Annotated in this window: 23 protein-coding genes; 9 read left to right on the top strand and 14 right to left on the bottom strand. The window is 57.3% G+C overall.

All coding sequences use genetic code 11. The features are described 5' to 3' along the window. Positions 1-12 precede the first annotated feature (12 nt). The 3 genes from FWJ25_RS01030 to pedF form a co-directional block, all read right to left on the bottom strand. A complete protein-coding gene (locus FWJ25_RS01030) occupies positions 13-1,791 on the bottom strand; it encodes a PQQ-dependent methanol/ethanol family dehydrogenase (protein WP_149598391.1) in 1,779 nt (592 codons plus the stop codon). A gap of 214 nt (positions 1,792-2,005) precedes the next feature. Continuing rightward, the gene (locus tag FWJ25_RS01025; RefSeq protein ID WP_149598390.1) at positions 2,006-2,962 is read right to left on the bottom strand and encodes a substrate-binding periplasmic protein; all 957 of its coding nucleotides are present in this window, start codon (positions 2,960-2,962) and stop codon (positions 2,006-2,008) included. Positions 2,963-3,052: 90 nt separating this feature from the next. Beyond that, positions 3,053-3,481 (bottom strand): cytochrome c-550 PedF, encoded by a 429-nt coding sequence (gene pedF / locus FWJ25_RS01020; RefSeq protein WP_149598389.1) that lies wholly within the window; start codon positions 3,479-3,481, stop codon positions 3,053-3,055. Between the two features lie 409 nt (positions 3,482-3,890). Between pedF and FWJ25_RS01015 the strand changes: the two genes are divergently transcribed. Both FWJ25_RS01015 and FWJ25_RS01010 read left to right on the top strand, forming a co-directional pair. Then, positions 3,891-5,693, top strand: a complete 1,803-nt coding sequence (locus FWJ25_RS01015; RefSeq protein WP_246166644.1) for a methanol/ethanol family PQQ-dependent dehydrogenase — start codon at positions 3,891-3,893, stop codon at positions 5,691-5,693. Between the two features lie 63 nt (positions 5,694-5,756). Beyond that, positions 5,757-6,410, top strand: coding sequence for a pentapeptide repeat-containing protein (locus FWJ25_RS01010; protein ID WP_149598387.1), 654 nt, complete (start codon positions 5,757-5,759; stop codon positions 6,408-6,410). 3 nt (positions 6,411-6,413) lie between these two features. Here the strand turns inward: FWJ25_RS01010 and FWJ25_RS01005 are convergent, their stop codons facing one another. Next, a complete protein-coding gene (locus FWJ25_RS01005; RefSeq protein ID WP_149598386.1) occupies positions 6,414-7,079 on the bottom strand; it encodes a response regulator in 666 nt (221 codons plus the stop codon). After that, the gene (locus tag FWJ25_RS01000; protein WP_149598385.1) at positions 7,076-8,308 is read right to left on the bottom strand and encodes a HAMP domain-containing sensor histidine kinase; all 1,233 of its coding nucleotides are present in this window, start codon (positions 8,306-8,308) and stop codon (positions 7,076-7,078) included. Before FWJ25_RS01000 ends, FWJ25_RS01005 begins: the two co-directional genes overlap by 4 nt. Positions 8,309-8,473: 165 nt before the next feature. On the opposite strand from FWJ25_RS01000, the gene FWJ25_RS00995 reads away from it, so the two are divergent. The 4 genes from FWJ25_RS00995 to FWJ25_RS00980 are packed head-to-tail and all read left to right on the top strand — an operon-like array spanning position 8,474 to position 12,190. After that, positions 8,474-9,637: an ABC transporter substrate-binding protein gene (locus tag FWJ25_RS00995; protein ID WP_149598384.1), complete on the top strand. Its 1,164-nt coding sequence runs from the start codon at positions 8,474-8,476 to the stop codon at positions 9,635-9,637. A 53-nt stretch (positions 9,638-9,690) separates the two neighbouring features. Then, positions 9,691-10,665: a YVTN family beta-propeller repeat protein gene (locus tag FWJ25_RS00990; RefSeq protein WP_149598383.1), complete on the top strand. Its 975-nt coding sequence runs from the start codon at positions 9,691-9,693 to the stop codon at positions 10,663-10,665. Beyond that, positions 10,662-11,384 (top strand): ABC transporter ATP-binding protein, encoded by a 723-nt coding sequence (locus FWJ25_RS00985; protein WP_149598382.1) that lies wholly within the window; start codon positions 10,662-10,664, stop codon positions 11,382-11,384. The genes FWJ25_RS00990 and FWJ25_RS00985 overlap by 4 nt, the downstream gene beginning before the upstream one ends. A 2-nt stretch (positions 11,385-11,386) precedes the next feature. Beyond that, complete coding sequence (locus FWJ25_RS00980; RefSeq protein WP_149598381.1) at positions 11,387-12,190, top strand: ABC transporter permease; 804 nt, start codon at positions 11,387-11,389, stop codon at positions 12,188-12,190. Here FWJ25_RS00980 and FWJ25_RS00975 read toward each other — a convergent pair. The 4 genes from FWJ25_RS00975 to FWJ25_RS00960 all read right to left on the bottom strand — a co-directional run bounded on the left by FWJ25_RS00975 (position 12,128) and on the right by FWJ25_RS00960 (position 16,319). Continuing rightward, positions 12,128-12,916 carry an ABC transporter permease family protein gene (locus FWJ25_RS00975; RefSeq protein WP_149598380.1) on the bottom strand — a complete coding sequence of 263 codons (789 nt, stop codon included), beginning with the start codon at positions 12,914-12,916 and terminating at the stop codon, positions 12,128-12,130. The genes FWJ25_RS00980 and FWJ25_RS00975 overlap by 63 nt on opposite strands. Next, on the bottom strand, positions 12,903-13,823 hold the full coding sequence (locus FWJ25_RS00970) for a metal ABC transporter solute-binding protein, Zn/Mn family (RefSeq protein ID WP_149598379.1): 921 nt from the start codon (positions 13,821-13,823) through the stop codon (positions 12,903-12,905). Before FWJ25_RS00970 ends, FWJ25_RS00975 begins: the two co-directional genes overlap by 14 nt. Position 13,824: 1 nt before the next feature. Next, positions 13,825-14,940: a hypothetical protein gene (locus FWJ25_RS00965; protein WP_149598378.1), complete on the bottom strand. Its 1,116-nt coding sequence runs from the start codon at positions 14,938-14,940 to the stop codon at positions 13,825-13,827. 71 nt (positions 14,941-15,011) lie between these two features. Then, complete coding sequence (locus tag FWJ25_RS00960) at positions 15,012-16,319, bottom strand: SdiA-regulated/phytase-like domain-containing protein (protein WP_246166623.1); 1,308 nt, start codon at positions 16,317-16,319, stop codon at positions 15,012-15,014. 126 nt (positions 16,320-16,445) lie between these two features. Here FWJ25_RS00960 and zigA point away from each other — a divergent pair, with 126 nt between their 5' ends. Next, positions 16,446-17,651, top strand: coding sequence for a zinc metallochaperone GTPase ZigA (zigA, locus tag FWJ25_RS00955; RefSeq protein WP_149598377.1), 1,206 nt, complete (start codon positions 16,446-16,448; stop codon positions 17,649-17,651). A 138-nt stretch (positions 17,652-17,789) separates the two neighbouring features. Further along, positions 17,790-19,109 carry a peptidoglycan DD-metalloendopeptidase family protein gene (locus tag FWJ25_RS00950; RefSeq protein ID WP_149598376.1) on the top strand — a complete coding sequence of 440 codons (1,320 nt, stop codon included), beginning with the start codon at positions 17,790-17,792 and terminating at the stop codon, positions 19,107-19,109. 15 nt (positions 19,110-19,124) lie between these two features. Here the strand turns inward: FWJ25_RS00950 and FWJ25_RS00945 are convergent, their stop codons facing one another. From FWJ25_RS00945 to FWJ25_RS00935, 3 genes are read right to left on the bottom strand one after another with little or no spacing between them, the layout of a single operon-like run. Continuing rightward, complete coding sequence (locus FWJ25_RS00945) at positions 19,125-19,793, bottom strand: ATP-binding cassette domain-containing protein (RefSeq protein WP_149598375.1); 669 nt, start codon at positions 19,791-19,793, stop codon at positions 19,125-19,127. After that, positions 19,786-20,562, bottom strand: coding sequence for an ABC transporter permease (locus tag FWJ25_RS00940; RefSeq protein ID WP_149598374.1), 777 nt, complete (start codon positions 20,560-20,562; stop codon positions 19,786-19,788). Before FWJ25_RS00940 ends, FWJ25_RS00945 begins: the two co-directional genes overlap by 8 nt. Continuing rightward, a complete protein-coding gene (locus tag FWJ25_RS00935) occupies positions 20,559-21,575 on the bottom strand; it encodes an ABC transporter substrate-binding protein (protein ID WP_149598373.1) in 1,017 nt (338 codons plus the stop codon). The genes FWJ25_RS00940 and FWJ25_RS00935 overlap by 4 nt, the downstream gene beginning before the upstream one ends. A gap of 273 nt (positions 21,576-21,848) precedes the next feature. Between FWJ25_RS00935 and FWJ25_RS00930 the strand changes: the two genes are divergently transcribed. Then, positions 21,849-22,526, top strand: a complete 678-nt coding sequence (locus tag FWJ25_RS00930; protein WP_149599030.1) for a response regulator transcription factor — start codon at positions 21,849-21,851, stop codon at positions 22,524-22,526. 55 nt (positions 22,527-22,581) lie between these two features. On the opposite strand, the gene FWJ25_RS00925 is transcribed toward FWJ25_RS00930, so the two are convergent. Continuing rightward, positions 22,582-24,864 carry a hybrid sensor histidine kinase/response regulator gene (locus tag FWJ25_RS00925; protein ID WP_149599029.1) on the bottom strand — a complete coding sequence of 761 codons (2,283 nt, stop codon included), beginning with the start codon at positions 24,862-24,864 and terminating at the stop codon, positions 22,582-22,584. Positions 24,865-24,904: 40 nt separating this feature from the next. Further along, entirely contained in the window at positions 24,905-26,074 is a 1,170-nt protein-coding gene (gene nosP / locus FWJ25_RS00920; protein WP_438616550.1) for a nitric oxide-sensing protein NosP, read from the bottom strand. Between the last annotated feature and the right edge of the window lie 53 nt (positions 26,075-26,127).

Here is a 26,127-nt window from a genome sequence, read left to right as displayed (position 1 = left end):
CCGGCCAGACAATTACTTGCTGGCAACACGGTCCTTCGGCAGTTTGAAGGTCCAGATGGCACCACCCTGGTTGAAGTGCTTGACCACTTTGGCCACTTCACCACCCCAGAGAGGAACAGCACCACCCCAGCCGGAGGCCACGGATACGTACTGCTCACCGTCCATGGTCCAGGTGATCGGCGTACCAACCACACCGGAACCGGTGTTGAAGCGGTAGAGCTCTTCGCCGGTCTTGGCGTCAAACGCTTTCAGGTAACCTTCCGGAGTACCGGTGAAGACCAGGTTGCCCGCAGTGGTCATTACGCCACCCCACAGAGGTGCGGTGTTTTCGTAACGCCAGACTTCTTTACCTGTCTTCGGATCCATGGCGCGGAGTACACCGATGTAATCGTCGTTAGCCGGCTTGATGGTGAACCCTGCACCCAGGAACGCCGCACCTTTCTTGTAGGAGACGTTTTCGTTCCAGATGTCCATAGCCCACTCGTTGGAGGGCACATAGAAGAGTTCAGTTTCCTGACTGTAAGCCATCGGCATCCAGTTTTTGCCGCCAAGGAATGCAGGCTGGGCTAGAACCATTTCACCCTTCTTGCCATCCATATCGGCCGGGTTACCCGGGCGGCCACCTTCTTTGTAGATCGGGCGACCGGTCTTCGGATCCAGACCTTCAGCCCAGGTGATCTTGTCTACAAACGGGAAGCCCCGGATGAAGTCGCCGTTTTCACGGTTCAGGACGTACATGAAACCGTTACGGTCAGCAGTAGCTGCTGCCTTGACGGTCTTGCCGCCCTCTTTCAGATCAAAGGAAACCAGTTCGTTAACACCATCGTAGTCCCAGCCATCGTGAGGGGTGGTCTGGAAATGCCACTTTATGCTGCCGTCGTCCGGATCGATAGCCAGACGCGAGGAGGAAAACAGGTTGTCGCCCGGACGCAGGTGAGAGTTCCAGGGCGCCGGGTTACCGGTACCGAAGAACAGGGAGTCGGTTTCAGGATCGTAGGTGCCGCCCAGCCAGGTCGCCGCGCCGCCATTTTTCCACATATCGCCAGGCCAGGTCACACCAGCCTTGCCACCGGATATGCCGTTCTCGACCGCTTTGCCGTCTTTATAGACATAGCCCATGTGGCCTTCAACGGTCGGACGGGTCCATACCTTCTCACCGGTGTTGGCGTCGTAGGCTTCAACCTTGCCAACGATACCGAATTCACCACCGGAGACACCGGTAATGACCTTGCCTTTAACAACCAGCGGAGCTGCCGTGATAGCGTAACCCGCCTGGTAATCAGCTACTTTCTTGATCCACATCGGCTTGCCAGTGTCCTTGTTCAGGGCAACCAGCTTGGCATCCAGGGTACCGAAGATAACCTTGTCGTCGTACAGGGCAACGCCGCGGTTTACAACGTCACAGCAAGGCATGATGCCGTCAGGAAGGCGTGCATCATACTGCCACAGTTCTTCACCGGTCTTGGCATCGATGGCGTAAACACGAGAGTAGGAGGCGCTGACGTACATGACGCCATCCTTGATCATGGGCTGAGTTTCCTGCCCACGCATTTTTTCGCTGCCGAAGGAGAAGGCCCAGGCAGGCTGAAGGAACTTGACGTTGTCAGTATTCAGGTCAGCCAGGCTGCTGAAACGCTGGCCCTGGGTACCCATACCGTAACTGACGACGTCTTCCGGTGTGTTGGCATCGTTAAGGATATCTTTGTCGGTTACCGTTGCGTTGGCACCGTAGGACACAGCCAGTGCCAGGGCACTGGCCGCAATGCGAATCCCGAACTTGTTCGTTCTCATGGTTGCGCTCTCCAAGTCTCTTGTTGTCGGTTTCTCGGCGAACCGGGAACTTTTCCCGCCTCTGAGTTGATTCTTCTTTTTATGAGAAAGAGCAACAATTAACCCCCGGCACAGGTTTTCTCATCACTTGGTAGTAATACCTTCCCTGCAACGAAAAAACCCGCGACAGAATCGCGGGCTTTTTCAATAACCGGAGCAAGTGTCCGTCGTTCGTTCAGAGTTTGCCCTCGGCCTTGGCCAGCGCCTCCTCGCTAAGGAACTCCTTGTAGTACTGGGGCACGCCATAACGCAGATTCAGGTCCGCGAACAACTGTTCAAGCCGTCCGGATTTGACCAGCCGCCCGACAACATCCTCCAACGCATAACCCAATTGACGGTGTGACTGCTTTACCGCCATTCCCACATCCCAGACCTGCTTTCCGATTCCCGGAAAGCCATTGCCCGCCAGGCGAAACTCACGGTTCTCCGCTTTCGCCAGTTCGTGGTCAATTTCAGCCCGCATGCCCATCACTGCAGCCACTTCACCATCCCGCATCGCCCTGAACGCTTCCTCGACGTTTCTGAAATGCCTGACCTGATCCCGCAAACGGCCACGCAGACCTGATGTCAGGTAAAAATCCGGCAAAGTATCGATCTCGACGCCAATGGGGTGATACTGAAACACAGCAACGGTATCAACCGACTCCAGTCGCTCCGGGTTATAGGCAATCTGCCAGGTTTCCTGTTGATAGGGGCCGAACATCACCACCTGTTCGTTGACGTACTCACCGGTAGAGTCCTGCATGTAGGCGTATGTCTTGTCATAGGGCACCCGCAGCATGACATCCGCCAGCCTCTGCTTGGCAAGGTAATGCCCTTTCCAGACATTGTTCCGCAGATCATCACCCAGGTTTTCATCAGGCACGATCCAGTGCACCTTGAATTCCAGACCCATTTCCTCGGCGATACGTTTGCCCAGCTCAACGTCGAGCCCTCGGGGCTCGCCATTCACTTCGTAGGAATACGGAGGGAAATTCTCGTAAACACCCACTTTAAGGTAGCCGGATTCCAACACGACATCGTATGTACGATCCGCTGGCCGGTTGAGTAGCTTGTCACCGTCGCTGACTTCCTGGGCTGCGGCCCACTGGAACACCAGCATAAAAGCAAACAGTCGGGCTATTGTTTTCATTGTGAGCTCCCCGGAGAGATAGACCTGAACGACGAAAGGCCGGCACAAGGCCGGCCCGGAACCAGACCTTTTCTGATTCACCTTCTGCCCTTACTCAGGCTTGGGCAGAGACTCTACATAGGTTTTGATCGCCCACATGGCGTTCTGGTCCAGAGTCTTCTTCCAGGACGGCATGCCACGATCGGTGCCATTGCGAACACGGTTGATAAAGTATTCATCATCCCATTCGGTCAGAGCACGAAGGTCCGGTGTCAGGCCGCCGGACATGGCACGAATACCATGACAGCCCGCACAGTTACCCGCATATGCACTCTCGCCGATCTTCACCGCTTCTTCGTTCATATCCCCGTGTGCATTGCCTTCCCTGAACGGATTCTCGATCAGCACTTCGTCACCGAGCTTGGGCAGGTCGCCAGTATCCACGGCCTGAGGAGTCACGTTGCCATGAGCGATAGCCAGTCCGGCTGCACCGAAAAGCCCGGCGGCGATCAACGCTTTGAGTGAAGTGGAAATTGTCATTGTGTCTACCTCTGTTATGTCCCCGTGCGTTGGCCATTTGGAGTTATGGAAAGCCAACTTGCTGACTCCTAGTCTAGAAATACTGACACCCGATCCGAATGCCACTTTGGGGGATTCGGATTAGTTCCTTGGTAGTAGACGCCACGACCGAAGTCGAAAGCAGGAGCAAGAAACAGCACCCGACAAAAAAGCCAACGTTCCAGCCACATACCTTCCTCCTGGGAACTTTTCCCGGGTTTTTACGCTATTTTCCCGACGTTAATGCGCTGTTTTCCGTCGCAGGTGCAGCTGCCTCACGCTAAAACTCTGACCGTCGACAACACACAAGTAGGCACAACAAAAACCGAGGGAAGAGATTATGCATATCAAAACAAAGAAGAAAGCACTGCTACGGGGAATCGGAATAGCCATGGTGCTCGGCACAGCTTCCGGCCTTGCCACGCAGGCTTCAGCAAAGAACGTCACCTGGGACGACATCGCCAACGATGCCACTACAACGGAAAACGTCCTGGGCTATGGCATTGGCCCGAAGGCCCAGCGCTACAGCCCGATGACCACCGTCAACACCGACAACGTAGAGCGCCTGGTACCGGCATGGTCTTTCTCATTCGGTGATGAGAAGCAGCGGGGCCAGGAATCCCAGGCCCTTGTCCACGACGGCATCATCTATATCACCGGCTCCTATTCCCGGCTTTATGCTCTGGATGCGCGCACTGGCAAGATGATCTGGGAATACAGCCACCGCCTGCCTGAAGGGATACGTCCATGCTGCGACGTGGTCAACCGCGGAGCGGCCATCTTTGGCGACAAGGTGTTCTTTGGCACACTGGACGCCGGGATTGTTGCTCTGAACAAAGACACCGGGAAAGTGGTATGGCGCGAGAAGTTTGCCGATCACGAAGCCGGATATACCATGACTGGCGCTCCGGTTCTGGTGAAAGATCAGGAATCCGGCAAAGTTCTGCTGATTCACGGCTCTTCCGGCGATGAGTTTGGCGTGGTCGGCAAACTGTTTGCCCGTGATCCGGAAACCGGCAAGGAAATCTGGATGCGGCCGTTTGTTGAAGGCCACTACGGTCGCCTGAACGGCAAGAAAAGCACTCCGACCGGCGACCCCGATGCGCCGAGTTGGCCAGATGATCCAAATACAGAAACCGGCAAGGTTGAAGCCTGGAGCCATGGCGGCGGCGCCCCCTGGCAAAGTGCCAGCTTTGACGCCGAAACCAACACCATCATCATCGGTGCCGGCAATCCAGCACCCTGGAACACGTGGAAGCGCACCTCACCCGGCGGTAATCCTGCAGACTATGACAACCTTTACACCTCCGGTCAGGTGGGCGTAGACCCGACAACCGGTGAGGTTAAGTGGTTCTACCAGCATACCCCCAACGATGCCTGGGACTTCTCCGGCAACAACGAGCTGGTCCTTTTCGAATACACCGAAGATGGTGAGACCGTCAAAGCGACAGCCCATGCCGACCGGAACGGATTCTTCTACGTGGTGGACCGCACCAACGGCGAATTCAGGAAAGGTTTCCCGTTTGTGGACAACATTACCTGGGCCAAGGGTATTGGCAAAGATGGTCGCCCTATCGAAAACGAGGGCCAGCGGCCGCCAGCACCAAAAGACGGCGAAACCCGTGGCGAATCTATTGAAGTCTCGCCACCGTTCCTCGGCGGCAAGAACTGGAATCCCATGGCATACAGCCAGGATACCGGTCTGTTCTATATACCGGCCAACCACTGGAAAGAAGACTACTGGACCGAAGAAGTCACCTATAAAAAAGGTGCCGCTTACCTGGGCCAGGGCTTCCGCATCAAAAGGATGTACGACGACCATGTGGGCACGCTCAGGGCAATGAACCCACTCACTGGCAAGATCGAATGGGAACACCAGGAACCCATGCCACTGTGGGCCGGTGTTCTCACCACCAAGGGCGGCCTGGTATTCACCGGCACCGGTGACGGTTTCCTCAAGGCCTTCGACGCCAAAACCGGCGAAGAACTCTGGAAGTTCCAGACCGGCTCCGGAATCATTTCCTCTCCGATTACCTGGGAAATGGACGGCGAACAATATATCGGTGTGGCATCGGGCTATGGCGGGGCAGTTCCCCTTTGGGGCGGGGATATGGCTGAACTGACAAAGCCGATCTCCCAGGGCGGGTCATTCTGGGTCTTCAAGCTGCCATCATGGGCGCAAGCATCTCGGTAAACGCCTTCTGGTATTGGCCCGGCACCTTGCCGGGCCTTCCCATTCATTTCTGGAGTTCGTACCATGAACAGATTCCGCCTTGCCCCCATTCTCCTTGTAACCACACAGGCATTTGCCGGCGATTACATGGCCGAGATCGACAAAGCCCGGATTATCAACGGATGCGTGATTGAACGGGAAGCTCAATGTGCTGGCATGGACCTCAGTGGCGCCGACCTTTCCAATACGGACCTTCGCTCAGCCGACTTGAGAGGTGCCAATCTCAGTAATGCAACGCTGAACCACGCAAACCTGCGCGGAGCAAACCTCAATGGCGCCAACCTCGACCATGTAACCGGTTACCGGCTACAGGCGTATCGTGCCAGCATGCGAGGCGTAAAAGCCCGGAATGCCCAACTGCAGGGTATGCAGGGGGCGTATCTGTTCGCACAGGGCGCAGATTTCAGCGAGTCCAATCTGGCTGGCGCCAATTTCGATTTCTCACGCTTTTCCGGGGCGACGTTGCAAAACACCAATCTCGAATTCAGCAGCTTCGAAATTTCATGGTTGCCAAAAGCTAACCTCGAAGGCGCCAATCTGCATGGAGCAAACCTGCAGGAGGCTAAGCTGGGGCTTGCCAATCTGGCCGATGCCGACCTGTCAGGGGCTCGTATTCACTATGCAACTTTCGAAGGCACTCATATGGAAGGCTGCACAAACTGCCCCTTTAACTGGTGATACTCAGCGGGCTCCGGCCCGCTGCCTTTCGTCTAACTGGCCATAGCGAACCAACCCGGCATCCACCGCCAGGTGGATCAGTTCCACCGACGACTCAACATTCAGTTTGCTCTTCAGTAACGCCAGATGGTTTGACACCGTCTTGTTGCTGACACACAACCGCTGTGCGATGCCGGGTATATTTTCCCCCCGGGCATACATCAACAGCACTTCCATCTCCCGCTGGGTAACATCCCGCAACCGGTTATCCACAGGCCGCTCCTGATTCATCGCCAGGCGAGTCGCAACGGGATGCTCAATGTAGGGCTGCCCTGCGGCGACTCGTTTAACTGCTTCCAACAGTTCTTCCGGCGCACAACTTTTGGAGACAAACCCCATCCCACCCACATCAAGCGCCTGCCGGACCATCGGCAACTCATCATGCATGGTAAAAAACACAATGGAAGCACCCCGCCAGCGCTGTCGAATACGACGACCGACTTCAAGGCCAGAAATATCCGGCAGGCCCATATCCAGCAGCACCACATCCGGTTGCAGCCGCGCATACCCGCTCACTGCGTCCTGCCCATTGTCCACTTCAGTAACTTCCAGCCCGGGCATCATCGAGCGTAGAAGGTTTGCAATACCCTGACGGACCACCTGATGGTCGTCCACGATCATCAGTTTCATAATGCACCTCCACCGTATAGAGAACTCGCAGACAGAGGGATTGCAAGCAGGACACGCGTTCCGCCCCCCGCTCCGCTCCTGAAACTCACCCGACCGCCCATACAACGTGCTCGTTCACGCATCGACATCAACCCCAGCCCAGCCTTACTGTCGATGTCGTCAATGCCATCGCCATCATCATGAACTTCAACCCTGAGATTTGTGGGCGTGGTATCAACGGCGAGATAGGCATGCGAGGCCCTGGAGTGGCGGGAAATATTATTCAGCGCTTCCTGCAGGAACCGATAGAGGTGAGTCTGCTGCTCGCCGGTGAGTGCCGGCAAGGCGTCATCAAGATCCAGATGACAATTCAGACCACTGAGCTGCTGCCATTGTTCAACCAGGTGCCGGATGGCACTGCCCAACCCGAGTTTCTCCATAACCAGCGGGTGAAGATCCTGGAGCAGGTGCCGAAAATGGTTCTGAACCGTCTCACAGTGCCCCGCCAGATCCTTCGCCTGCTGTTTCTGGAGGTCACTCAGGTCCGGATCATAAACCCAGCTTTGGGCCTGCGCCCGGATGCCCGTCAGATACTGGCCCAGATCATCATGCAGAACCCTGGCAATATGCTCCCGTTCGCGGTCCTGTAATTGCAGTAATTCATTCATCAGACGGCCAACCGTGTTCTGCTCTGCTTCCAAAGCCTCCGCCATGGCGTTAAAGCGCTTTGCCAGCGAGTCCAGCTCATTCACCGACTGTGGGGGCAGACGCGATGCCAGCTGCCCTTCTCCAACAGCCTCCATCGCCCCGGACAGCGCCCTGAGTGGTTTGACCCCGGCAGACACCGCTTGGTAGAGAGCCAGAAAGCACAATGCCATGCCCACTGTGTAGGCAATCGATATCAGAACGAAGCTCTCCCAGATTTCCTCGGCCTCATCGGCGGGGGCAAAACGCCAGCCATTCGCCAGTGCCCGGCTATCACCCGCACCGATCATGTCCGCAAACCACTCGGGTGCACCTGTACGAGCTTCCGCAACAGGCACTATTGCCGGTTCCAGGTGACGGATATTGGCCACCAATGTGGTGGGCAGGTTTTCCGGGGAGTTCAGTATGTCTGCCAACCCGGCAATCCCTGCCAGTTCCCGTTGAACATCGTGCCGGGCCTGTTGCACGTAGAACAGGGCACCGGCCAGGTAAATCGCCGCAAACACGGCCAGCATGATAAGGAAGATCTTCCGGTATGCGGTCATTCTTGTTGTCCAGTCAGCGAAGAAAATGTCCTTGGTAAACCATGCTAAAGCGCCGGTTTCTGACAGGAATAGTTCTTTAGTACCGCCACTTTCCTACTTTCTGAATATTTTATGGGTTTGCCCCCTTTACTAAGCTGGAGACACAACAATAATCCGGAGAATGCGATGTCCTTTTGCCGTCGGCTAGCCGCCGCAAGCCTTATCATCAGCCTGCCAGTATCCGCGCAAGCGCTGGAGGCCCGGATTGGCTATGTGCAATGGGTTCCGGATTCCGGCCCGGTACTGTCAAACGTCATTCCCGAGCCGGAAGATGCCGGGCTGCGTGGGGCCGAGCTGGCGATCGAGGACAACCGCACAACCGGGAAGTTCCTCGGCCAGGAATACCATCTTGAAAGCCGGATTACCGATTCTGAGTCCTCCGCCCTCGAAGCCTTTGAAGCCATGCAGCAAAGTGGCGTGGATCTGTTCGTGGTCAATGCCCCGGCCGACACTTTGAAAACCATGTTCAACAAGGCTGGCGAACACACCCTTGTATTCAATGCGGGCGCAAAAGACGATGCCCTGCGCACCGCCGACTGTCAGGTTAATCTCCTGCACAGCATTCCCAGCTACAGCATGCTCACAGATGCCCTTGGCCAATGGCTGAACCAGCGTCGCTGGGATGAAGTTTTTCTGATTACCGGTCCGACGCATGCCGACAAGGCCTGGGCCAATGCCTTCCGCCGCTCGGCCAAGCGCTTCGGACTTGAGATTGTGGAAGACAAACCCTGGACGTTTGAGGCCGACTTGCGGCGCACCGCGTCGAAGGAACTCCCCCTGTTCACTCAGGCCGACGATTACGATGCCGTGGTGGTTGCCGACGTGCGCGGTGACTTTGGTGAATACGTGCCCTTCAATACCTGGCTGCCAAGACCAGTGGTGGGTACCCAGGGCATGACACCCGTCACCTGGCATCGCGTCGTGGAAAGCTGGGGAGCGGCCCAGTTGCAAAGCCGCTTCCAGGAGCTGGCTGGCCGCGACATGAACAACGAGGACTATGCTGCCTGGGCCGCTATTCGCTCCATCGGGACTGCGATCACGCAACTCAACACGACAGCACCCGCTGACATTCGATCCTTCCTGTTCAGCGACAAGTTCCAGCTCGCCGCATTCAAAGGCCGGAAACTGACCTATCGCGACTGGAACGGACAACTGCGCCAGCCCATCCCTCTGGTTCATCCACGGGGGGTTGTCGCCCAGGCGCCGTTCGAAGGTTTCCTGCATCCCGAATCACAAATGGACACGCTTGGCTATGACAGGCCCGAAAGCCAGTGTCGGATCAATGGCTGAACCATCCCTGAATCATGGCGGTTCAGCGTTCAGAACAAAAAGGAGCAAGATCGATGCACACTCTTCTTAAGCACACCGTCCTGGCGACGATGATTGGCCTCTCGGGGCCTGCCATGGCAAGTATGGCCTATGTTTCCAATGAAAAGGACAACACCCTGTCGATCATCGACACTAACACCCGGGAAGTCGTTGACACCATTGATGTCGGCCAGCGCCCCCGGGGTATCCTGCTGTCGAAAGATCACACCAAACTGTACATCTGCGCCAGTGACGATGACACCGTTCAGATCATGGATCTGGCTACTCGCAAGATCATCGACACACTGCCGTCGGGGGAAGATCCCGAGCAGTTTGCCCTGCACCCGAACAACAAGCACCTGTATATCTCGAACGAAGACGATGCCATTGTGACCGTCGTGGATGTCTCCACCAAGGAAGTTCTGGCCCAGATCGACGTTGGTGTTGAACCCGAAGGCATGGCCGTCAGCCCCGACGGCAAGTGGGCCGTGAACACCTCGGAAACCACCAGCATGCTGCACTGGATCAACACCGAGACGTTCGAGATAGAAAAGAACATCGTGGTCGGGCAGCGTCCGCGCCACGTGGAATTCAGCAAGGACAGCAAGGTCGCCTGGGCTTCTGCTGAAATCGGGGGCACCGTGCACATCATTGATGTGGACAACCTCGAACAGATCCACGAAATGACCTTCAAGGTTCCCGGAGTGAACCAGGACCGTGTTCAGCCGGTAGGTATCGAACTGACCTCCGACGGCAAATACGCCTTCGTTGCCCTTGGGCCCTCTAACCATGTTGCCGTGGTGGACGCGAAAACCTATGAGGTACTGGACTACCTGCTGGTCGGCGCCCGGGTATGGCAACTGGACCTGGACAAGGATGAAAAACACCTCTATACCACGAACGGTGTGTCCGGCGATGTGTCCATCATCGATATAGAGGACATGAAGGTCGTCAAATCCATCAAGGTAGGCCGCTACCCGTGGGGTGTGGTTATCGATCCGACATCATGACCATTGAAGCCCGAAGCCTCAGTTTTCGCTACGGTGACAAACCGGTTCTGAGAGAGGTCAGCTTCGCGCTGACCTCCGGGCGATTTCACGCCTTGCTGGGACCAAACGGCGCGGGAAAGTCTACCCTGTTTGGCCTCCTGACCCGCCTCCTGGCCCTTCAGCAGGGCGATATTTTTCTGGCCGGTCAGTCCCTCAAGAAGCAGCCCGCAGAAGCCATGCGCCAGATTGGCGTAGTGTTCCAGCAGAACGCACTCGACCTCGACCTCACCGTTCGCCAGAACCTTCAGTACCACGCGGCCCTGCACGGACTTTCCCGCAAAGAGGCCCGGTTCAGGGGAGACCAGGAACTGGAACGATTCAACCTACTGGACCGGGCCAACGATGCCGTTCGGCAGTTGAACGGCGGTCACCGTCGCCGGGTCGAAATCGCCCGAGCCCTGCTCCACAAGCCTTCGCTACTGCTGCTGGATGAGCCCACGGTCGGCCTGGACGTCGCCAGCCGAAAAGCTCTGAATGCTCATGTTCGAACGCTATGCGACGAAGACGGACTGACCGTACTCTGGGCAACACACCTGATAGAAGAAGTCAGCAATGACGACCGGGTGCTGATCCTGCATCAGGGGCAGTTGCTGGCCGACGGCGACGGACACCGGATCTGCGAGACTGAAGGCACCCGGAATCTGGCAGAAACCTTCCATACACTGACCGGAGCCGGCTGACCATGAAAGCCTCTCAATACTGGCACTGCTTTGTCGGCATCCAGACCCGGGAATGGTTGCGTTTCTGGCAACAGAGAACCCGCTTCGCCAGCGCACTTGTCAGACCGCTGCTATGGCTTGTGGTGTTTGCCGCAGGCTTCCGGGCGGTACTGGGCATTTCCATCATTCCGCCGTATGAAACCTACATCACCTACGAAACCTACATTGCGCCGGGTTTGTGCGGAATGATCATCCTGTTCAACAGTATGCAGGGCGCTCTGTCCATGGTGTACGACAGAGAACTGGGCAGTATGCGTGTGCTACTGATGAGCCCGCTGCCCCGCCCTTTCCTGCTGGTGACCAAACTACTGGCCATGGGTGTGGTGTCTGTTGGTCAGGTTTACGTCTTCCTGCTCCTGGCCTTGCTGGTCGATGTTGAACCGCCTGCCTGGGGCTATCTGGCAGTTCTGCCCGCGCTGATCCTGACCAGCCTGATGCTCGGCGCACTGGGGCTCCTGATTGCCACCTGGATCAAGCAGCTGGAAAACTTTGCGGGGGTGATGAACTTCGTGATCTTCCCGATGTTCTTCATGTCCTCGGCACTCTACCCGCTGTGGCGAATGAACGAAGCCAGTCCCTGGCTCTACTGGATCTGCCAGTTCAATCCCTTCACCCACGCCGTGGAAGCGATCCGGTTTTCACTGTATCTGGAATGGAATCCGATGGCTTACGGGATTACCGCAGGCGTAACGGTCGTGCTGGCGTTACTGGCTACCGCCGGATTCCGCCCCCAACGCACGAAGATTCTGGGAAGCAAACCCGCGTAGGACGATAAACCAGAACAAGGTCATGGCCAGGGTCGCCACCACGATGGCCGGCCCGACCGGTACATCGAAGGCCACTGAAACACCGATGGCTGCCAGGTGCCCGGCGATGGCGCAGCAGGAGGAGAGAAAAGATCCTTTTCCCACGAGCGTGCCAAGGACCAGCGGTGTCATGATCAGCGTCGCAAATACCACGTAGATGCCGGCCAGCGAGACTGAATAGGTCACTGCCACCGCAAACACCGGCATAAAAACAGCCCCGCTCATCCAGCCGGGGCACCACCACGCCAGCAGCCAGACCAACGCGGCGAGCGTGGCTACTGCAAGAACCAGAGGCCAACTGGCCCACAGCAGGTCCCCGGACGCAGCTCTGTGCAGTGCCTGGGCACCGTGGGGATCGCCACTGACCAGCAGCACGGCGAGACTCGCCCCGATCACGTAGAGAATGCCGATCCAGGCTTCCTTGGCATCCGCCAGCCTCCGGAAGATCAGGTGAACCGCCACGGCAGCCAGCAGTGCAAAGATCAGGCTGCTGACCGGTGCCCCGGCGAGGGTATGCTTGGGTAGAAAATACAGACCGGCCAGGGTGCCCAGTGCTGCCCACTGGGCAATGGCCAGATCCGCAAAGATGACACCGCGGGCAATCACCTGGTACCCCAAAGGGACCAGTAGCAGACAGAGCATGGCACTGCCCGCTGCCGGTAGGAGCAGCCACTCATAGGCCGCCATGGGACACTCCGGATGCCGCCGACTCAATCTGACGGATGATCTCACTGATGAGACCGCCCAGTGTCTCTGTCGGCCCCTCGCCCGTAACGGTACCGGGCACCACAACCACTCGTATGCCCGTATGCTCCGACAGCCATTCAGCGGGCTGAGGATCCTGATGGCTGGCGATCAGTATGGCGCTGGCCTTACCAAGGTTTGGCTCAGCCAGCAACTGGCTCAGATGGCTGGCACTGGGTGGCAGCCCCGGTTTGGGCTCCAGATCCACGGCTGTTTCCACACCAAGCCATCGTAGCAGGTACTGGAAACTTGAATGCTGAACCACGACGGAATGGCCCTCAAGCTCTTTCGCCTTCTCCCGCCATTCGGCTCGCATGCGGCTCCAGTGCCCCCGCCAACGGATATACCGCCCCTGAATGGCGGCAGAGGCCCCCGGCTCAATCTCCCCGAGCCGGTCAGCCAAAGCCCGGGCGATGTCTGGCAGTTCATCCGGCGCCAGGTGCACATGGGGATTACCCTCCGGGTGGACATCCCCCATGCTGCGATCCACATGATCATGGGGCGCATGCAAGCGGGCGTGGTCGGCGGCGAAGAACAAGCCCGGGCGGCCGGGCTGAATGTCCGGATTGGAAGCACGCTGCAGCAACATGGGCAACCAGCCCGCTTCCAGCGAGGCGCCCGTACAGACTGCAATATCCGCACGCCGCACGGCCGCGATCAGACTGGGACGTGCCTCGATGTAATGAGGGTCCTGGAGGTAACTGGTCGCCGTGGTGAGCTCGGCATCCGGGGCGAGTTCCCGAACCAGAGCCGCCCATTCCGGTTCACAGGCGAAGACACGAAGCTGCGCCTGAGCCGGCAATGCTGACACCATCAGCAGCAGTGTCATGATTGCGTGTCTGAATCCCATATCAGAAACCATGTGCGCCGTGGGCACCCAGGGACATCACATACTGCACCATCACGGTATTGTCGGCATTGCTGAAGCCAGTTGCTTCCTGATGCGTGTACTGCAACCTTACCGTAGAGAAATGCGAACGGGACCAGGACAGCATCACGTCGGTCTCATCCAGGGTCTGGTTGTGGAAGTGATCGCCGTGGGCTTCCTGAAGGTCAACTTCACCGTAGCGAACACCAGCCGACCACTGAGGAGCGAACTGGTATACGCCGGAAACGTACCAGCCTTCATTGGTGTCATCAGACGCCGCAAACTGGTTCAGTTCATCTGCGTAGAGGTATTCGCCGCTGAGGGTTAGCTGCTGTTCGCGGTTGTTGCCATTGGGGGACCACTTCCAGACCACGTCAGCGATATACAGGTTTTCGCCGGTATAGCCCGCACCATGACTGTGATCATGATCTTCCTCATGGTCATGATCGTGACTGCCGTCGCCGGTTTCCGCCAATTTTGCGTGCCGGTTCCGTAGCCAGGAGAGCCCCAATTGCCAACTCTGGGACAAACTGATGTCGCCACCAAACCGCGTATTGACCGTGTACACGCCAATGTCTTCCTCCCCCTCCGTCAGCTGGTCACCGGCGAAGGCTTCCGCACCGACCTGCCAGAAAAAGGGTGTAGGCATCAGGGCATTCAGGCGCACGCCGGTGTCATAGTAGTGGCTGCCGAGCATGGCGCGATAAGCCGCGGGACGTTCGACAAAGTCATCCTCATGCATATGACGCCCGTTGAGGTAACCCACTTGCGACAGGAATCGGCCGGCCCTGACGTTAAGTGCGTATGGTAAGCCGTTCGTTTGCAGATAAGCCTCTTCAATCAGTACCTCACTTTCACCGTCGTGCTCTTCGAACACAGCGGTGAGGCGACCTGAAAACAGATCGTCGATAGGAGAAGACAGCGAAAGCTCCGTATGGCCAAGCCCGAAGCCCTGCTCCCGGTGGGAGAGCGCAGTGTCGTTCTGTTTGTAGTAGCCGTCCAGGGTGACACTGACATCCGGGTTCAGTTCGTTGGCAACAACCCCGACTGAAGTGATCGCCAGCGGGAGCATTGCAAAAGGTACAAAACGTTTAAACATTACAACTCCAGAGATAATGCAGCAGAACGCGCCAGCAGCGGGCCGGCACGTTCTCTCAGGTTTAACGCAGATTAGTGTGAATGCTCTTCTTCGTGGTCATGCCCCTCTTCCGCCAAACCCAGCCAGGCAATGGCCGTAGCGCTGAACCCGAGATCAATGGTCCGCACAATATCGCCATTGGTGGTATCAACTTCGACAACAGACTGGTTGTGCAACACGAACAGGCGTTCCTGAGCAGCCGACACGGTCACCGCCAGGGTGCCTCCCTCAGCAGGCGCGTTGATCAGTGCAGCCGTGGTAATCAGTTCCCAGTGGTGGGCCGGGTTAAACAGCCGCAGGCCGCCATCGTCGCCGAGCACGTAGAACACTTCACCATGGGTGGTGAAGCCCTGAGCCAGCCGGCCCACGCCCTCACCCAGCGCCAGCTCGTTGTAGACCTCAGTTTCCGACTCCGGATCGATCACGAACAGACGATCACCCGCGATTCCGACCAACGCCTCGACATCGTGATTCGCAACCACCGTTCCGATTCGTACCCCCTCAGCCAGGCCTTCCGGGTTGCTCAGTTTGTTGGCCGGGTAACCCGCTTCGTGCAGATCGATCACCAGCACACCATCACTGCAGCCAAAACCAAGGCTATGGGCGTTGGCGGCGGCGCCATGAAGGCTCGGGCAAGCCTGGCTGTAGCGTTCTTCAAACTCGAAGCTTCCGCCATCCAGGTGATAGCGCTCCACGGCTGCCGGCAGGGTGGTGTCCGTAATTGAACTATCGCGATAGGTCACAAACAGATGGCCATCGATCATCTTGGCCACGCCATGCATGTTGTTCTCAAGCTCCAGGCTGGCCACCATCGAGCCGCTGCCCAGCGTTGCATCCGAAAACACGGTCACTTTTGAGCTCGCGGCGTCACCGCCGTCAAAAAACACAACACCTTCCGACTCGCCGGGTGAGTAATGTGTTGGTTTGTGATCGTTCAGAGTCAGGGCCAGCATGCTGGGCGGCTCGGCGTAGTCGTGCATATGATCGCCGTGGTCCTCGGTATAGAGCCCGCCATCAACAAAGGACACCCGGTCGTCGCCCCGCTGAATGGCGACCGCATACCGGCTGCCGGGTGATGCATAAAGGCCTGGTGCCTCGCCATCCATCGCCATGCTGGCCAGCACTTCACTGCTATCGAGGTCCAGAACTTTAAGCTGTGACGCATCGACATCAAACAGGGCCAGGCGACCTGCAGTCTCGATATCAGTATGCTCATGCCCATCGTCGGAATTGCCACTACTGCTGCCACCACAGGCCGCCAGCATCACTGCTGAGACCATCAGCAACGGCGCAGCCATCGGGCGCAGCAATGGGGAAAGTAGGCGAGATTGTTCAGACATCAAGAACTCCTTAACGTTATAACGTATCTTTCTGTGCTTCAGAGTCGCAAAATGTTATGTTATAACATATCCAATGTAAAGCAGCCGCACTTGCGGCAAACACAGACCATACGCAGGAGCATAACGATGAACCATTCCGACCCGCGACTTCCGGTTACGGTACTGTCTGGCTTTCTGGGCGCCGGCAAGACCACGGTTCTCAATCACATTCTCAACAATCGGGATGGCAAACGTGTTGCCGTGATCGTGAACGATATGAGCGAAGTGAACATCGATGCCGCCCAGGTACAGCAGGAAGTCACGCTCAACCGCTCGGAAGAAAAATTGGTCGAGATGAGCAACGGTTGCATTTGCTGCACGCTGCGCGAAGACCTTTTGATCGAAGTGCGTAAACTTGCAGCCGAGCAACGCTTTGATTGCCTGGTGATTGAATCGACCGGCATTTCAGAACCGCTCCCGGTTGCTGAGACTTTTACTTTCGCGGATGAGGACGGCGTCAGCCTGTCCGATATCGCTCGCCTGGACACCATGGTCACCGTGGTTGATGCGGTGAACTTCCTGAAAGATTACGACGAAGCCCAGTCACTGCAGGAAACCGGAGAGAGTCTAGGAGAGGAAGATGAGCGCAGCGTTGCCGATTTGCTGGTAGACCAGATTGAGTTCAGTGACATTTTGCTGATCAGTAAGACCGATCTGGTGTCTCCGGAAGACCTGAATCGGCTCAAGGGTGTGCTCCGCAGCCTGAATACAGAAGCTGAAATCCTTCCGATCTCCCAGGGCGCAGTGCCGCTGGACAAGGTGTTGGAGACCGGTCGTTTCAGCTTTGATCGTGCCCAGCAGGCACCCGGCTGGCTCAAGGAAATGCGTGGTGAGCACATTCCTGAAACCGAGGAATATGGTATTTCGAGCTTCGTTTACCGGGCCCGCCGCCCGTTCCACCCGGCGAAATTCTATGATTTCCTTCATCAGCCGGTAACCGACGGCAAGCTTATTCGTTCCAAAGGCTACTTCTGGCTGGCAACCCGCCCGGAGTTTGCGGGGCACTGGAGCCAGGCAGGAGGCATCGCCCGGCACGGATTCGCAGGTATGTTCTGGAAAGCCGTTCCCGAGAGCAACTGGCCCGAAGATCCCGAGTACCGGATGTCCATCCTGCAGAGCTGGGAAGAACCATTCGGCGACATGCGCCAGGAACTGGTCTTTATCGGACAGAATCTCGACGAAAAGCACCTCAGGAGCGAACTGGACAACTGCCTTCTGGATGATGATCAGTTGCTGGCCGGCAAAACGTTCTGGCAAACACTGAACGACCCGTTCCCGGCCTGGAGTCACTAGAGAGGCGCATCGTTGGCACTGGTAATGGTAGAATTCCGGCAGCCGGTGCTCAAAGCCACGGATTCGATAACGCGCCGGATCAACATGGCAAACACCCGTACCGGTCTTTTCCCTTACTAACCCGGAGCTGCATCAAACATGACCCGCCCGAATGCCCTGATCTCACGCCATAAACTTGTATTGGTCGTTCTGGGAGCATTCATTGCGGTGATGGGACTGCTACCCACTCCCTTATTATCAGCCCTTGCCACCCATGCCGACGCCTCCCAGCCGAAAGCCATCCCGACAGCCTCCAAAGGCTCCGGGGCGACTGACGGCGCAGCCGGGCATACAACCGATTCCGCCACGGGGAACACTAGGGTCTGGCTGGTCAGGAAGGGAGATACGCTGAGTGAGATTTTCGAATCCAGCAATGCGCCACAGAGTGATTTGAAAAATATCCTGGCGGCGGACTCCGAGTACCTGGCACTGGAAACGCTCGTGCCGGGCTCTCGGCTGTCTCTTGAGTTTGACGCCCGGGACCGGTTTACAACACTGACACTCCACCTGGATCCTGCCCGTAAGGTGGTGTTCAGCAGGCAACCGGACGGCACGTTTGAATACGACAAATACGAGGCCGAAACCCATTGGATCTCGGAAGTCATAAGGGGCAGCATCAAAGGCAGTTTTTACGCCTCTGCTGCCCAGGCAGGCCTCGACCGGGGCGAGATCCTTCTGATAGACCAACTGCTGCAAAACAAGCTGAATTTCAGGAGGGACCTGCGAGCCGGTGACACCTTCAGCGCCGTTGTCGAACACGAAGTGTCAGGACAGAAGAGCACGGGCAACACCCGGCTGTCAGCCATATCCCTCGAACGAGGAAAAACAACACACTATGCGTTCCGGTTTGAGGACGGCAATTACTACGATGAGAACGGCAACAGCGTAACACCTGCATTCCTGCGCTGGCCTACCGCCAGGCATTACCGGGTGAGTTCACCGTTCAACCCGAAACGTTTGCACCCGATCACCGGCCGACGCAGTCCCCACAATGGTGTTGACCTGGCAGTACCGCTAGGCACTGCCGTTGTCAGTACCGGTGACGGGGTTGTCCGCCGGGTTGGCAACCACCCTTATGCCGGTCGGTACGTGGACATTGACCATGGCGGTGCTCACACAACGCGCTACCTTCACCTGAGCAAGGTTCTGGTAAAGCGGGGAGCCCGGGTTCAGCGTGGGGAAAGAATTGCCTTATCCGGGAATACCGGACGAAGCACCGGTCCCCACCTTCATTTCGAACTTCACCTGAAGGGTCATCCGGTAAATCCCCTGACGGCCGACATCCCGACCGCGGCTGCGATTCCGAAGACAGAATTGGCGGCCTTCAAATCAGGAGTCCGGCAGCAACTGGCCATCATGAAATATGCGGGCAGCCGCTCCGATGTCCTGTATGCGAAGGCCCCCTCACTGTTTGACTAAGACCACTGACCGCACTCAGTCCGCTGAGTGCAACTCTCGCATTTGCCCAAGAAGCTGACGGGCTCGCCCCACTCCGCGAACGGCATCGTTCCACATCAGACGGGCGGGCTTGCCATCCAGGTACCACAGGCGGTTCGCCAGGATATCCACATCGGCTTCATCATGGGTCACACAGATCATGGCCATATCCGGGTGGTCGTCGAGAATCCGGTTTATTAACCGCTTCAATTCGTTCGCCATCACCGGATCGAGAGACGCAAAAGGTTCATCCAGCAGCAACAAATCCGGCTTCACCGCCAGACATCGGGCCAGAGCAGCCCGTCGCGCCATTCCCAGGGAAAGCTGGTCGGGAAAGTAATCCGAGTAGCCATCCAGTCCGACCTGGGCCAGCAGATCTTCAGCAGCCGCTCCCGAAACACCCACCAGCTTCAGATTGGCTTTCAGGGTTCGCCAGGGTAACAGGCGATGCTCCTGAAACAGATAACCCACGTTAAGCGCGTCGCGACCAACGACCGCAGAGGCCGGAATGGACTTATCGAGCCCGGCAATGGCGTTCAGCAGAGTGGTTTTGCCTATGCCCGAAGGCCCCAACAGGCAGATCCGGTCCCCGGCTGAAATACTGGCTCGTACCTCGCCAAGCACCGGGCGATTAAAATCCCGCCCCCGAATATCTAATTCAAGCATAGACGCCCTCAGGTTGACGCCAACGGCTTGCTCTGCGTTCCAGCGGCTGCAGGATAGCCAGTTCGATCAACTGGACAACCGCGATAAACGCCAGGCTGTATGCCAGAATCAACGCCACATCGAATACCTGGAAGGCCATGTGCAGCTGAAATCCGACCCCATTGGAGCGACCCAGCAATTCAACCACCAATACGATCTTCCAGATAAGTGCCAGTCCGCCCCGGGTCGCGGCCATCAGATAGGGAAACAGTTGAGGCAACCAGACATCGTTTAAGCGTTGCCAGCGGGAAAACCCGTACACGGATGCCATGTCTTCCAGGCGGCTGTCCAGGCTACGCGCACCCTCCCGAACCGTCACGGCCACATTGGGCACCTTGTTGATCACCACGGCCATCACCGCAGCCACTTCCACCAACCCGAACCAGACGTACATCAGGATGATGGTGACCAGAGCAGGCAGGTTCAGCAATAACACCATCAGTGGATCAAACAGGGCGTTGGTTGTCTTTGAGCGCCCCATCGCGATACCGATAAACGTTCCCATCAGCATAGCCAGCACGAAGGCTACTCCCACCCTCGCCAGGGTGGCGCCAAGGTGGTGCCAGAGGGCTCCGGATTGGGACTCCTGCAGCAGTGCATTCAGCACGTCTGAGGGCATCGGCAACAGGGGTGTGTTCAGCGTGGACGCCACGCCGGCCCATACCGCCACCAGCAGAGGCAATACCACCCAGTAACACCAGGCGGGTGGTCGTCCCGTTTCCTGTTTCATCGGGGCCCCCGATAGAACAGTTCCGCCGGCATCAGATGACCGGCGTCCGCACCGGTCAATTCCAGCAGGCGATGCAGGTCTTCGATCCGTTTGTCCGTCAGCAGGGATGGCGTTCCGACCAGGAAGCCTTTCTTTAACGCTTCAAACACTCCCGTTTCTGGATTGCCCATTAGCGGCCGAAGCCTCTGCCAATAGGCAGAATGCCCCGCCAACCCGGTTTTGGCATCGCTGAGGGAGCGAGCAAAGTGGTCAATCAATGACCGGTTGTCTGCTGCCCAGTCGGCCGGGAAAACATACCCCAGTACCGGGAGGTTGCTATCAAGATCCATCGCGCGGAGCAGGTCGGCCATCCCGAAGGCAGATCGCCAGCCCCCTTCCCCTTTGAGGCGGGCCGCAAAATGCCAATAGGTAACAATGACATCCAGCTGTTCTCTTTTGAGTGCCTGGCTGAGCAAGGGTGGCGCGGCAAACTGCACCTCAGCAGTCTCCGCCAGATCCAGTCCCTGCTGTGCAGCCACCTTTTGAAGCAGGATCCAGCCTTTGCTATCCGGCCCACCCGCCACACCAATGCGCTTCCCCATCAGGTCGGCCACCGAGTTGATGGGCGAGTCGTCAGCAACAACTATGTCACCGATCTGGGCGGAGAACGGCAGGTAGAGGTATGGTACTCCAGCTTCAAAACGAGCCTGGGCCCAAAGCAGGTCAGCCACTGCACCATCGGCTGAACCACTGGTCACGGCCAGCCTTGAAGCGGGCAGATTGGCCACCGGCTTCAGAATCAACCGATATCCGTTCTGACGATCCAGTTGCTGGTGTTTAACGTGGTCCAGTTCCCAATGGGCTGTACCGAACTGCAGCACACTGACCGTGAGCACCGGCAAAGAAGAATCGCCAGCCTCGTTGCCGGAGGCTATCCCACTCCCAAACAACACGGCGATCAGGAATGCCCGGATTCTCCAGGTGCGATCCGGCTTCCGGCGACAACGGCGTATTATTGTTTTTTGTAGATTCATACCATCACGATACGAACCCTGATAACGGTCAAGAATAGTACTTTGGTGCCTGTTTTTTGGTGCGATGGTCGCATTCAACTCATGGCCGGTATGGCGTGTAATGGAATCATCACAATAATAACCAGAGGCCCGGCGCCGCATACCAGCGCAACCTGCCCTCTGCCACAGGAGGCCGCCATGTTGAATGAGCTTGATGCCGCACTCTCTTCCGAAAACAGCTATCATGATTCGGACACAATCCCTGATACCGACAATGAGCAGGTAGATACATTCATGGAGCCGGCTTACAAAATCCTGATTGCCGACGACCACCCTCTCTTCCGGGAAGCCATCACCAGCGTGATTTCTTCAGGCTTCGAAGGTAGCGAGATTATCGAAACAGACGATCTGGACAGCGCACTGGAGGTGACCCGGGAGAACGACGATCTGGACCTGATCCTGCTCGATCTCAATATGCCGGGCATGCACGGCCTCAACGGCCTGATCACCCTGAGAAACGAGGCCCCCACCATTCCCGTGGTGATTGTTTCCGCAGAGGAAGACAAACAGGTCGTTCTTCAGGCAATCACCTACGGAGCAGTTGGATTTATCACCAAGTCGTCACCCCGGGACCAGATGACCGACGCCATCCAGCAAATCCTCAATGGCAACGTGTACCTGCCCTCCGACATCATCCGTACCGGCAAGGAAAGCTCCAGCCGCCGCAACCGCAGTGATGAGAATCCCATTTCACCGGAACTGCTGAACTCCCTGACCCGTCGCCAGCTTCTGGTTCTCGAGCGTATGTCCAAGGGCGAGTCCAACAAACAGATTGCCTACAACCTGAACATCGCCGAAACCACCGTCAAAGCCCACGTTTCCGCCATCCTCCGGAAACTCGGCGTTCACAACCGGGTACAGGCCATTCTGTCCGCCAGCGATGTGGATTTCAGTCAATACCTGAAACGCTGAACGGGTATTGGTAGCCGAAAAAGCCGGGGAAAATCCCGGCTTTTTCATACCTGAGTTACGGCCCTACGCGCCCGCCGCAACGGATCAGGTGATTGAGGGTACTGCGAAGCTTGAGTGGTTTGACCGGTTTGTTCATCAACACATGCCCGAGATCCCGGATGTGCTGTTTCAGCTCGTTGGTGTAATTGGCTGTGATCATGACCACCGGCGCCGGGGTCTGGCGCCGACCGTTGATGGCTGCAACGACATTTACGCCGGTTTCGTCGTTATCCAGGTGATAGTCAGCCAGAATCACATCTACCGGGCTGCTGGCCGGGTCTAGCTGACGCTCAAGGTCCGCCAGAGAAACTGCCGTCACCACCTGGCAATCCCAACCTTCCAGAACGGTTTGCATGCCTTCGCAGATCGCATGATCGTTATCGATGACCCAGACCCGGGCTCCGCCCAGCCCCTGATCAATCAACGGCAGGCGAGACTCGTCCGTCCCCGGCCGTTTGGGCAAAAGCTTTCCGAGAGGAACCCGAACGCTGAACACAGACCCTCGTCCTTCCGTGGAGGAGACCGTCACTTCATGCCCCAGCATTCGGGATATTTTGTCCACAATGGCCAGCCCGAGACCCAACCCCTTGTCGGCAGGGGCGCCCTCCGGACGAATGCGCTTGAATTCCTGGAAGATTTCAGAAAGCTTGTCCCCGGGGATACCCGGCCCGGTATCCCAGACCTGCATCAGCACGTGATCTTCCTGTCGACGACAGCCCAGCAGAATACGACCATGTCCGGTGTAGCGAATGGCATTGGTCAGGAAATTTCTGAGGATCCGGGCCAATAGCTGGGAATCCGATTCGACAACCGCAGACGATGGCACGAAATCGAGCGTCAGCCCCTCGGCCACCGCCATCTGGCGGAACTCCCGGGCAATGTTGTTGAGCAGATCCCGGAGGTCGAAAGCCGTGACATCCGGCTTGATCACCCCCGCATCCAGTTTCGATATATCCACCAGAGTACCCAGCAGATTCTCAACATCATCCAGCGACGTGCTGACCGATCTCACCAGCCCTTCTGCCTTCGGCCCGAAAGACTGCTCCTGCAAGGCACTGGTAAACAGCCGCGCGGCATTCAGAGGCTGTAACAGGTCGTGGCTCACCGCCGCCAGGAACTTGGTTTTGGACAGGTTTGCCCGCTCCGCTTCAAGCTTGGCATCCCGCAAACGCGCTTCTACCGCAGCGCGCTCGCCGATTTCCTGACGCAACTGGTTGTTCAATCCGGTCAGGGCCGCCGTACGTTCTTTTACCCGGCGTTCCAGGTTGTCGTATGCCTGCTCAAGTGCCAGGGCCGTCTTGCGCCGTTCGGTAATGTCCCGAATCAACACAAAGAAGCCGATAATATCGCCCTGCTCATCGAAGTTCGGCACATAGGAGCGCAGCATGTATCGCTCCTCACCCCGCTCGCCGGTTTCCTCAAATTCGAACGTGACATTGTGCCCATCCAGCACTTCGAGCATGTGGGGCATCAGGCGCTCGTAGAGTTCAGGCGAGTGAACATCCACCAGGTGCTTGCCAAGGGGTGACTCTCCGCGGCGCCCGTACCAGGCTTCGTACACCTTGTTGCAGAACTGGATAGTGAGGTCAGCTCCGACATAGGCAATCAGCGCGGGAACATGGTCGGTCACCACCCGAATCCACCGCTCACTTTCTTCCAGCGCCTTGATTCGCCTCGCCATTTCACTGTTCTTGACGTCGGTGATATCGGAATACAGAACCACCAGGCCGCCTTCACGAGTCGGCCGTTCAGTCATCTGGACCCAGCGCCCATTGGACAACAGAAATACCACGCCTTCAGAATCCGGATGGCTGTGTTCTTCCACAATCAGCCCGCAGGTAAGGGCCTGCTGCTTCATATCAACAATGGCAGTACCCGGCTCCGGCGGGTTCACCCCGGCATGGCGCCAGTAGCTGCGGAAGCGACTGTTGCTCTGGATCAGGCGGTGCTGGTGATCAAACAAGACAAAGCCATCGGCAATGCTCTCAATCGCATCGCTCAGGCGCTGGCGGGTCGTTTCGGCTTCTTCACGGGCACGGCTCAGGGCCTTGTTGCTATCTTTGAGTTCCTCCATCGCCTGATTCAGCGCCTCGGTGCGCTCACGCACCTGCTCAGCCAGCACCACGGAATGCTCAAAGGCTGCGTAGGGCTCCGGCTTGTGGGAAGAACCGGATTCAACCCGTACGATCAGGGCATCACGAATCTTGCGAAGGCGTTCATTCTCCGCCTCCAGTTCGGCAATACGCTGGTCCCGCTCATCATCCCGCCCTTCATCCCAAGAGGTATCCCCGCCATTCATCGACCGGGCGCCTTTGTCAGAAGCAGAATCGCGCTCAGAATCAGGACTGCCCGGAACGGGCATCAGGCTGACCAATGACCACCCCCGTAAACGTCTGATTGATGTGCATGCCGTCAAACTGCTCGCCATAGGTGTTGAAGCCAATGACCTTGTGATGTCGCAGAAACTCCGACACGGCCTCCACTTCTCCGGTCAGCTCCGCTTCCAGGCGTCTCAGAAAGCAGTCGCAACCGATAGTGACCAGTGGCGGCCCGACGCTACGTTCAGATGCTTCAATCTGGGTGCGCACAGTGTCGAGCAGAGATTCCGGTTCCATGGCGGTCATGACGATGCCGGTTTCTACGGCACAATAGAATGTCAGGCTTCTGTCCGGATTTACCCTCTGGATTGAACGGATGAAATAGTGCCCACCGATCTTCACGCCGAGGGGCCGAAGAGCAAACACTTTCCTGTCCAGTTCATCCACGGTCAGGCCCACTGCCCTGGCGTAGGCATCGGCAGCAGGCTCGGCGTTCAGCTCATAGACGGTGCGGCTCTCCGCACAGGCACGGGTAACGACCAGTTTCTCGCTACGATCCACCATGTGGTGTGTTGAGAACACCCGGAAATCCAGTGGCGTGTTTACCAGCAGGACGGTGGCCGCCCCGGTGTGAAATTTCCCGTCATAGAAAACATGGGTATTGGCCAGTCGCTCGTCGTCTCCGGCCGAGCCGCCAAACTGAGGAATAGTGCCGAGGGCCGCATTCAGGGTTGCCAGTACCAGCTCTTCCCGGCTTGAAAGTCCATCCAGCAAGGTAATCGCAAACGTATTGCCCTTGACCGGTGCCAGCCGGGCATCCCGGCAGGTCGATAGCAAACCATCAATGACGCCCTGTGCATCCTGCAGGGTAAAATTGTCCAGCTCACTGATCAGAGCGCAATCGATGGCAAAATACCGCTCATCAAACCCGATCGCGGTAATGCAACCACGGCCATAGCCTTCGGGGGTAATTTCACCAGCAGAGGTACAACCGCACACCCTGACCTTGCCAAACGCATGTTCCAGAGCAATTCCGAGGCGCCCCAGGTCGTATTCAGCCGAGCAAAAAAACAGAACACAGCCAAGATGTTCATGGTCAAGCTGACTGGCGAGGTTGGTGGCAGCCAGCATGGGGTCACGGACGCTGGAGCTGGCGACGCGAACCGCAGGAAGAGTCGTCGCTGGCTTCATTTCAACAGGCTCCAGACGTGAATGGGATTCTTCCGATTTTACGGCATCCACAT

Source organism: Marinobacter salinexigens, assembly GCF_008370345.1.
Lineage (GTDB): Bacteria > Pseudomonadota > Gammaproteobacteria > Pseudomonadales > Oleiphilaceae > Marinobacter > Marinobacter salinexigens.
This window is presented reverse-complemented; position numbering and strand designations above follow the sequence as displayed.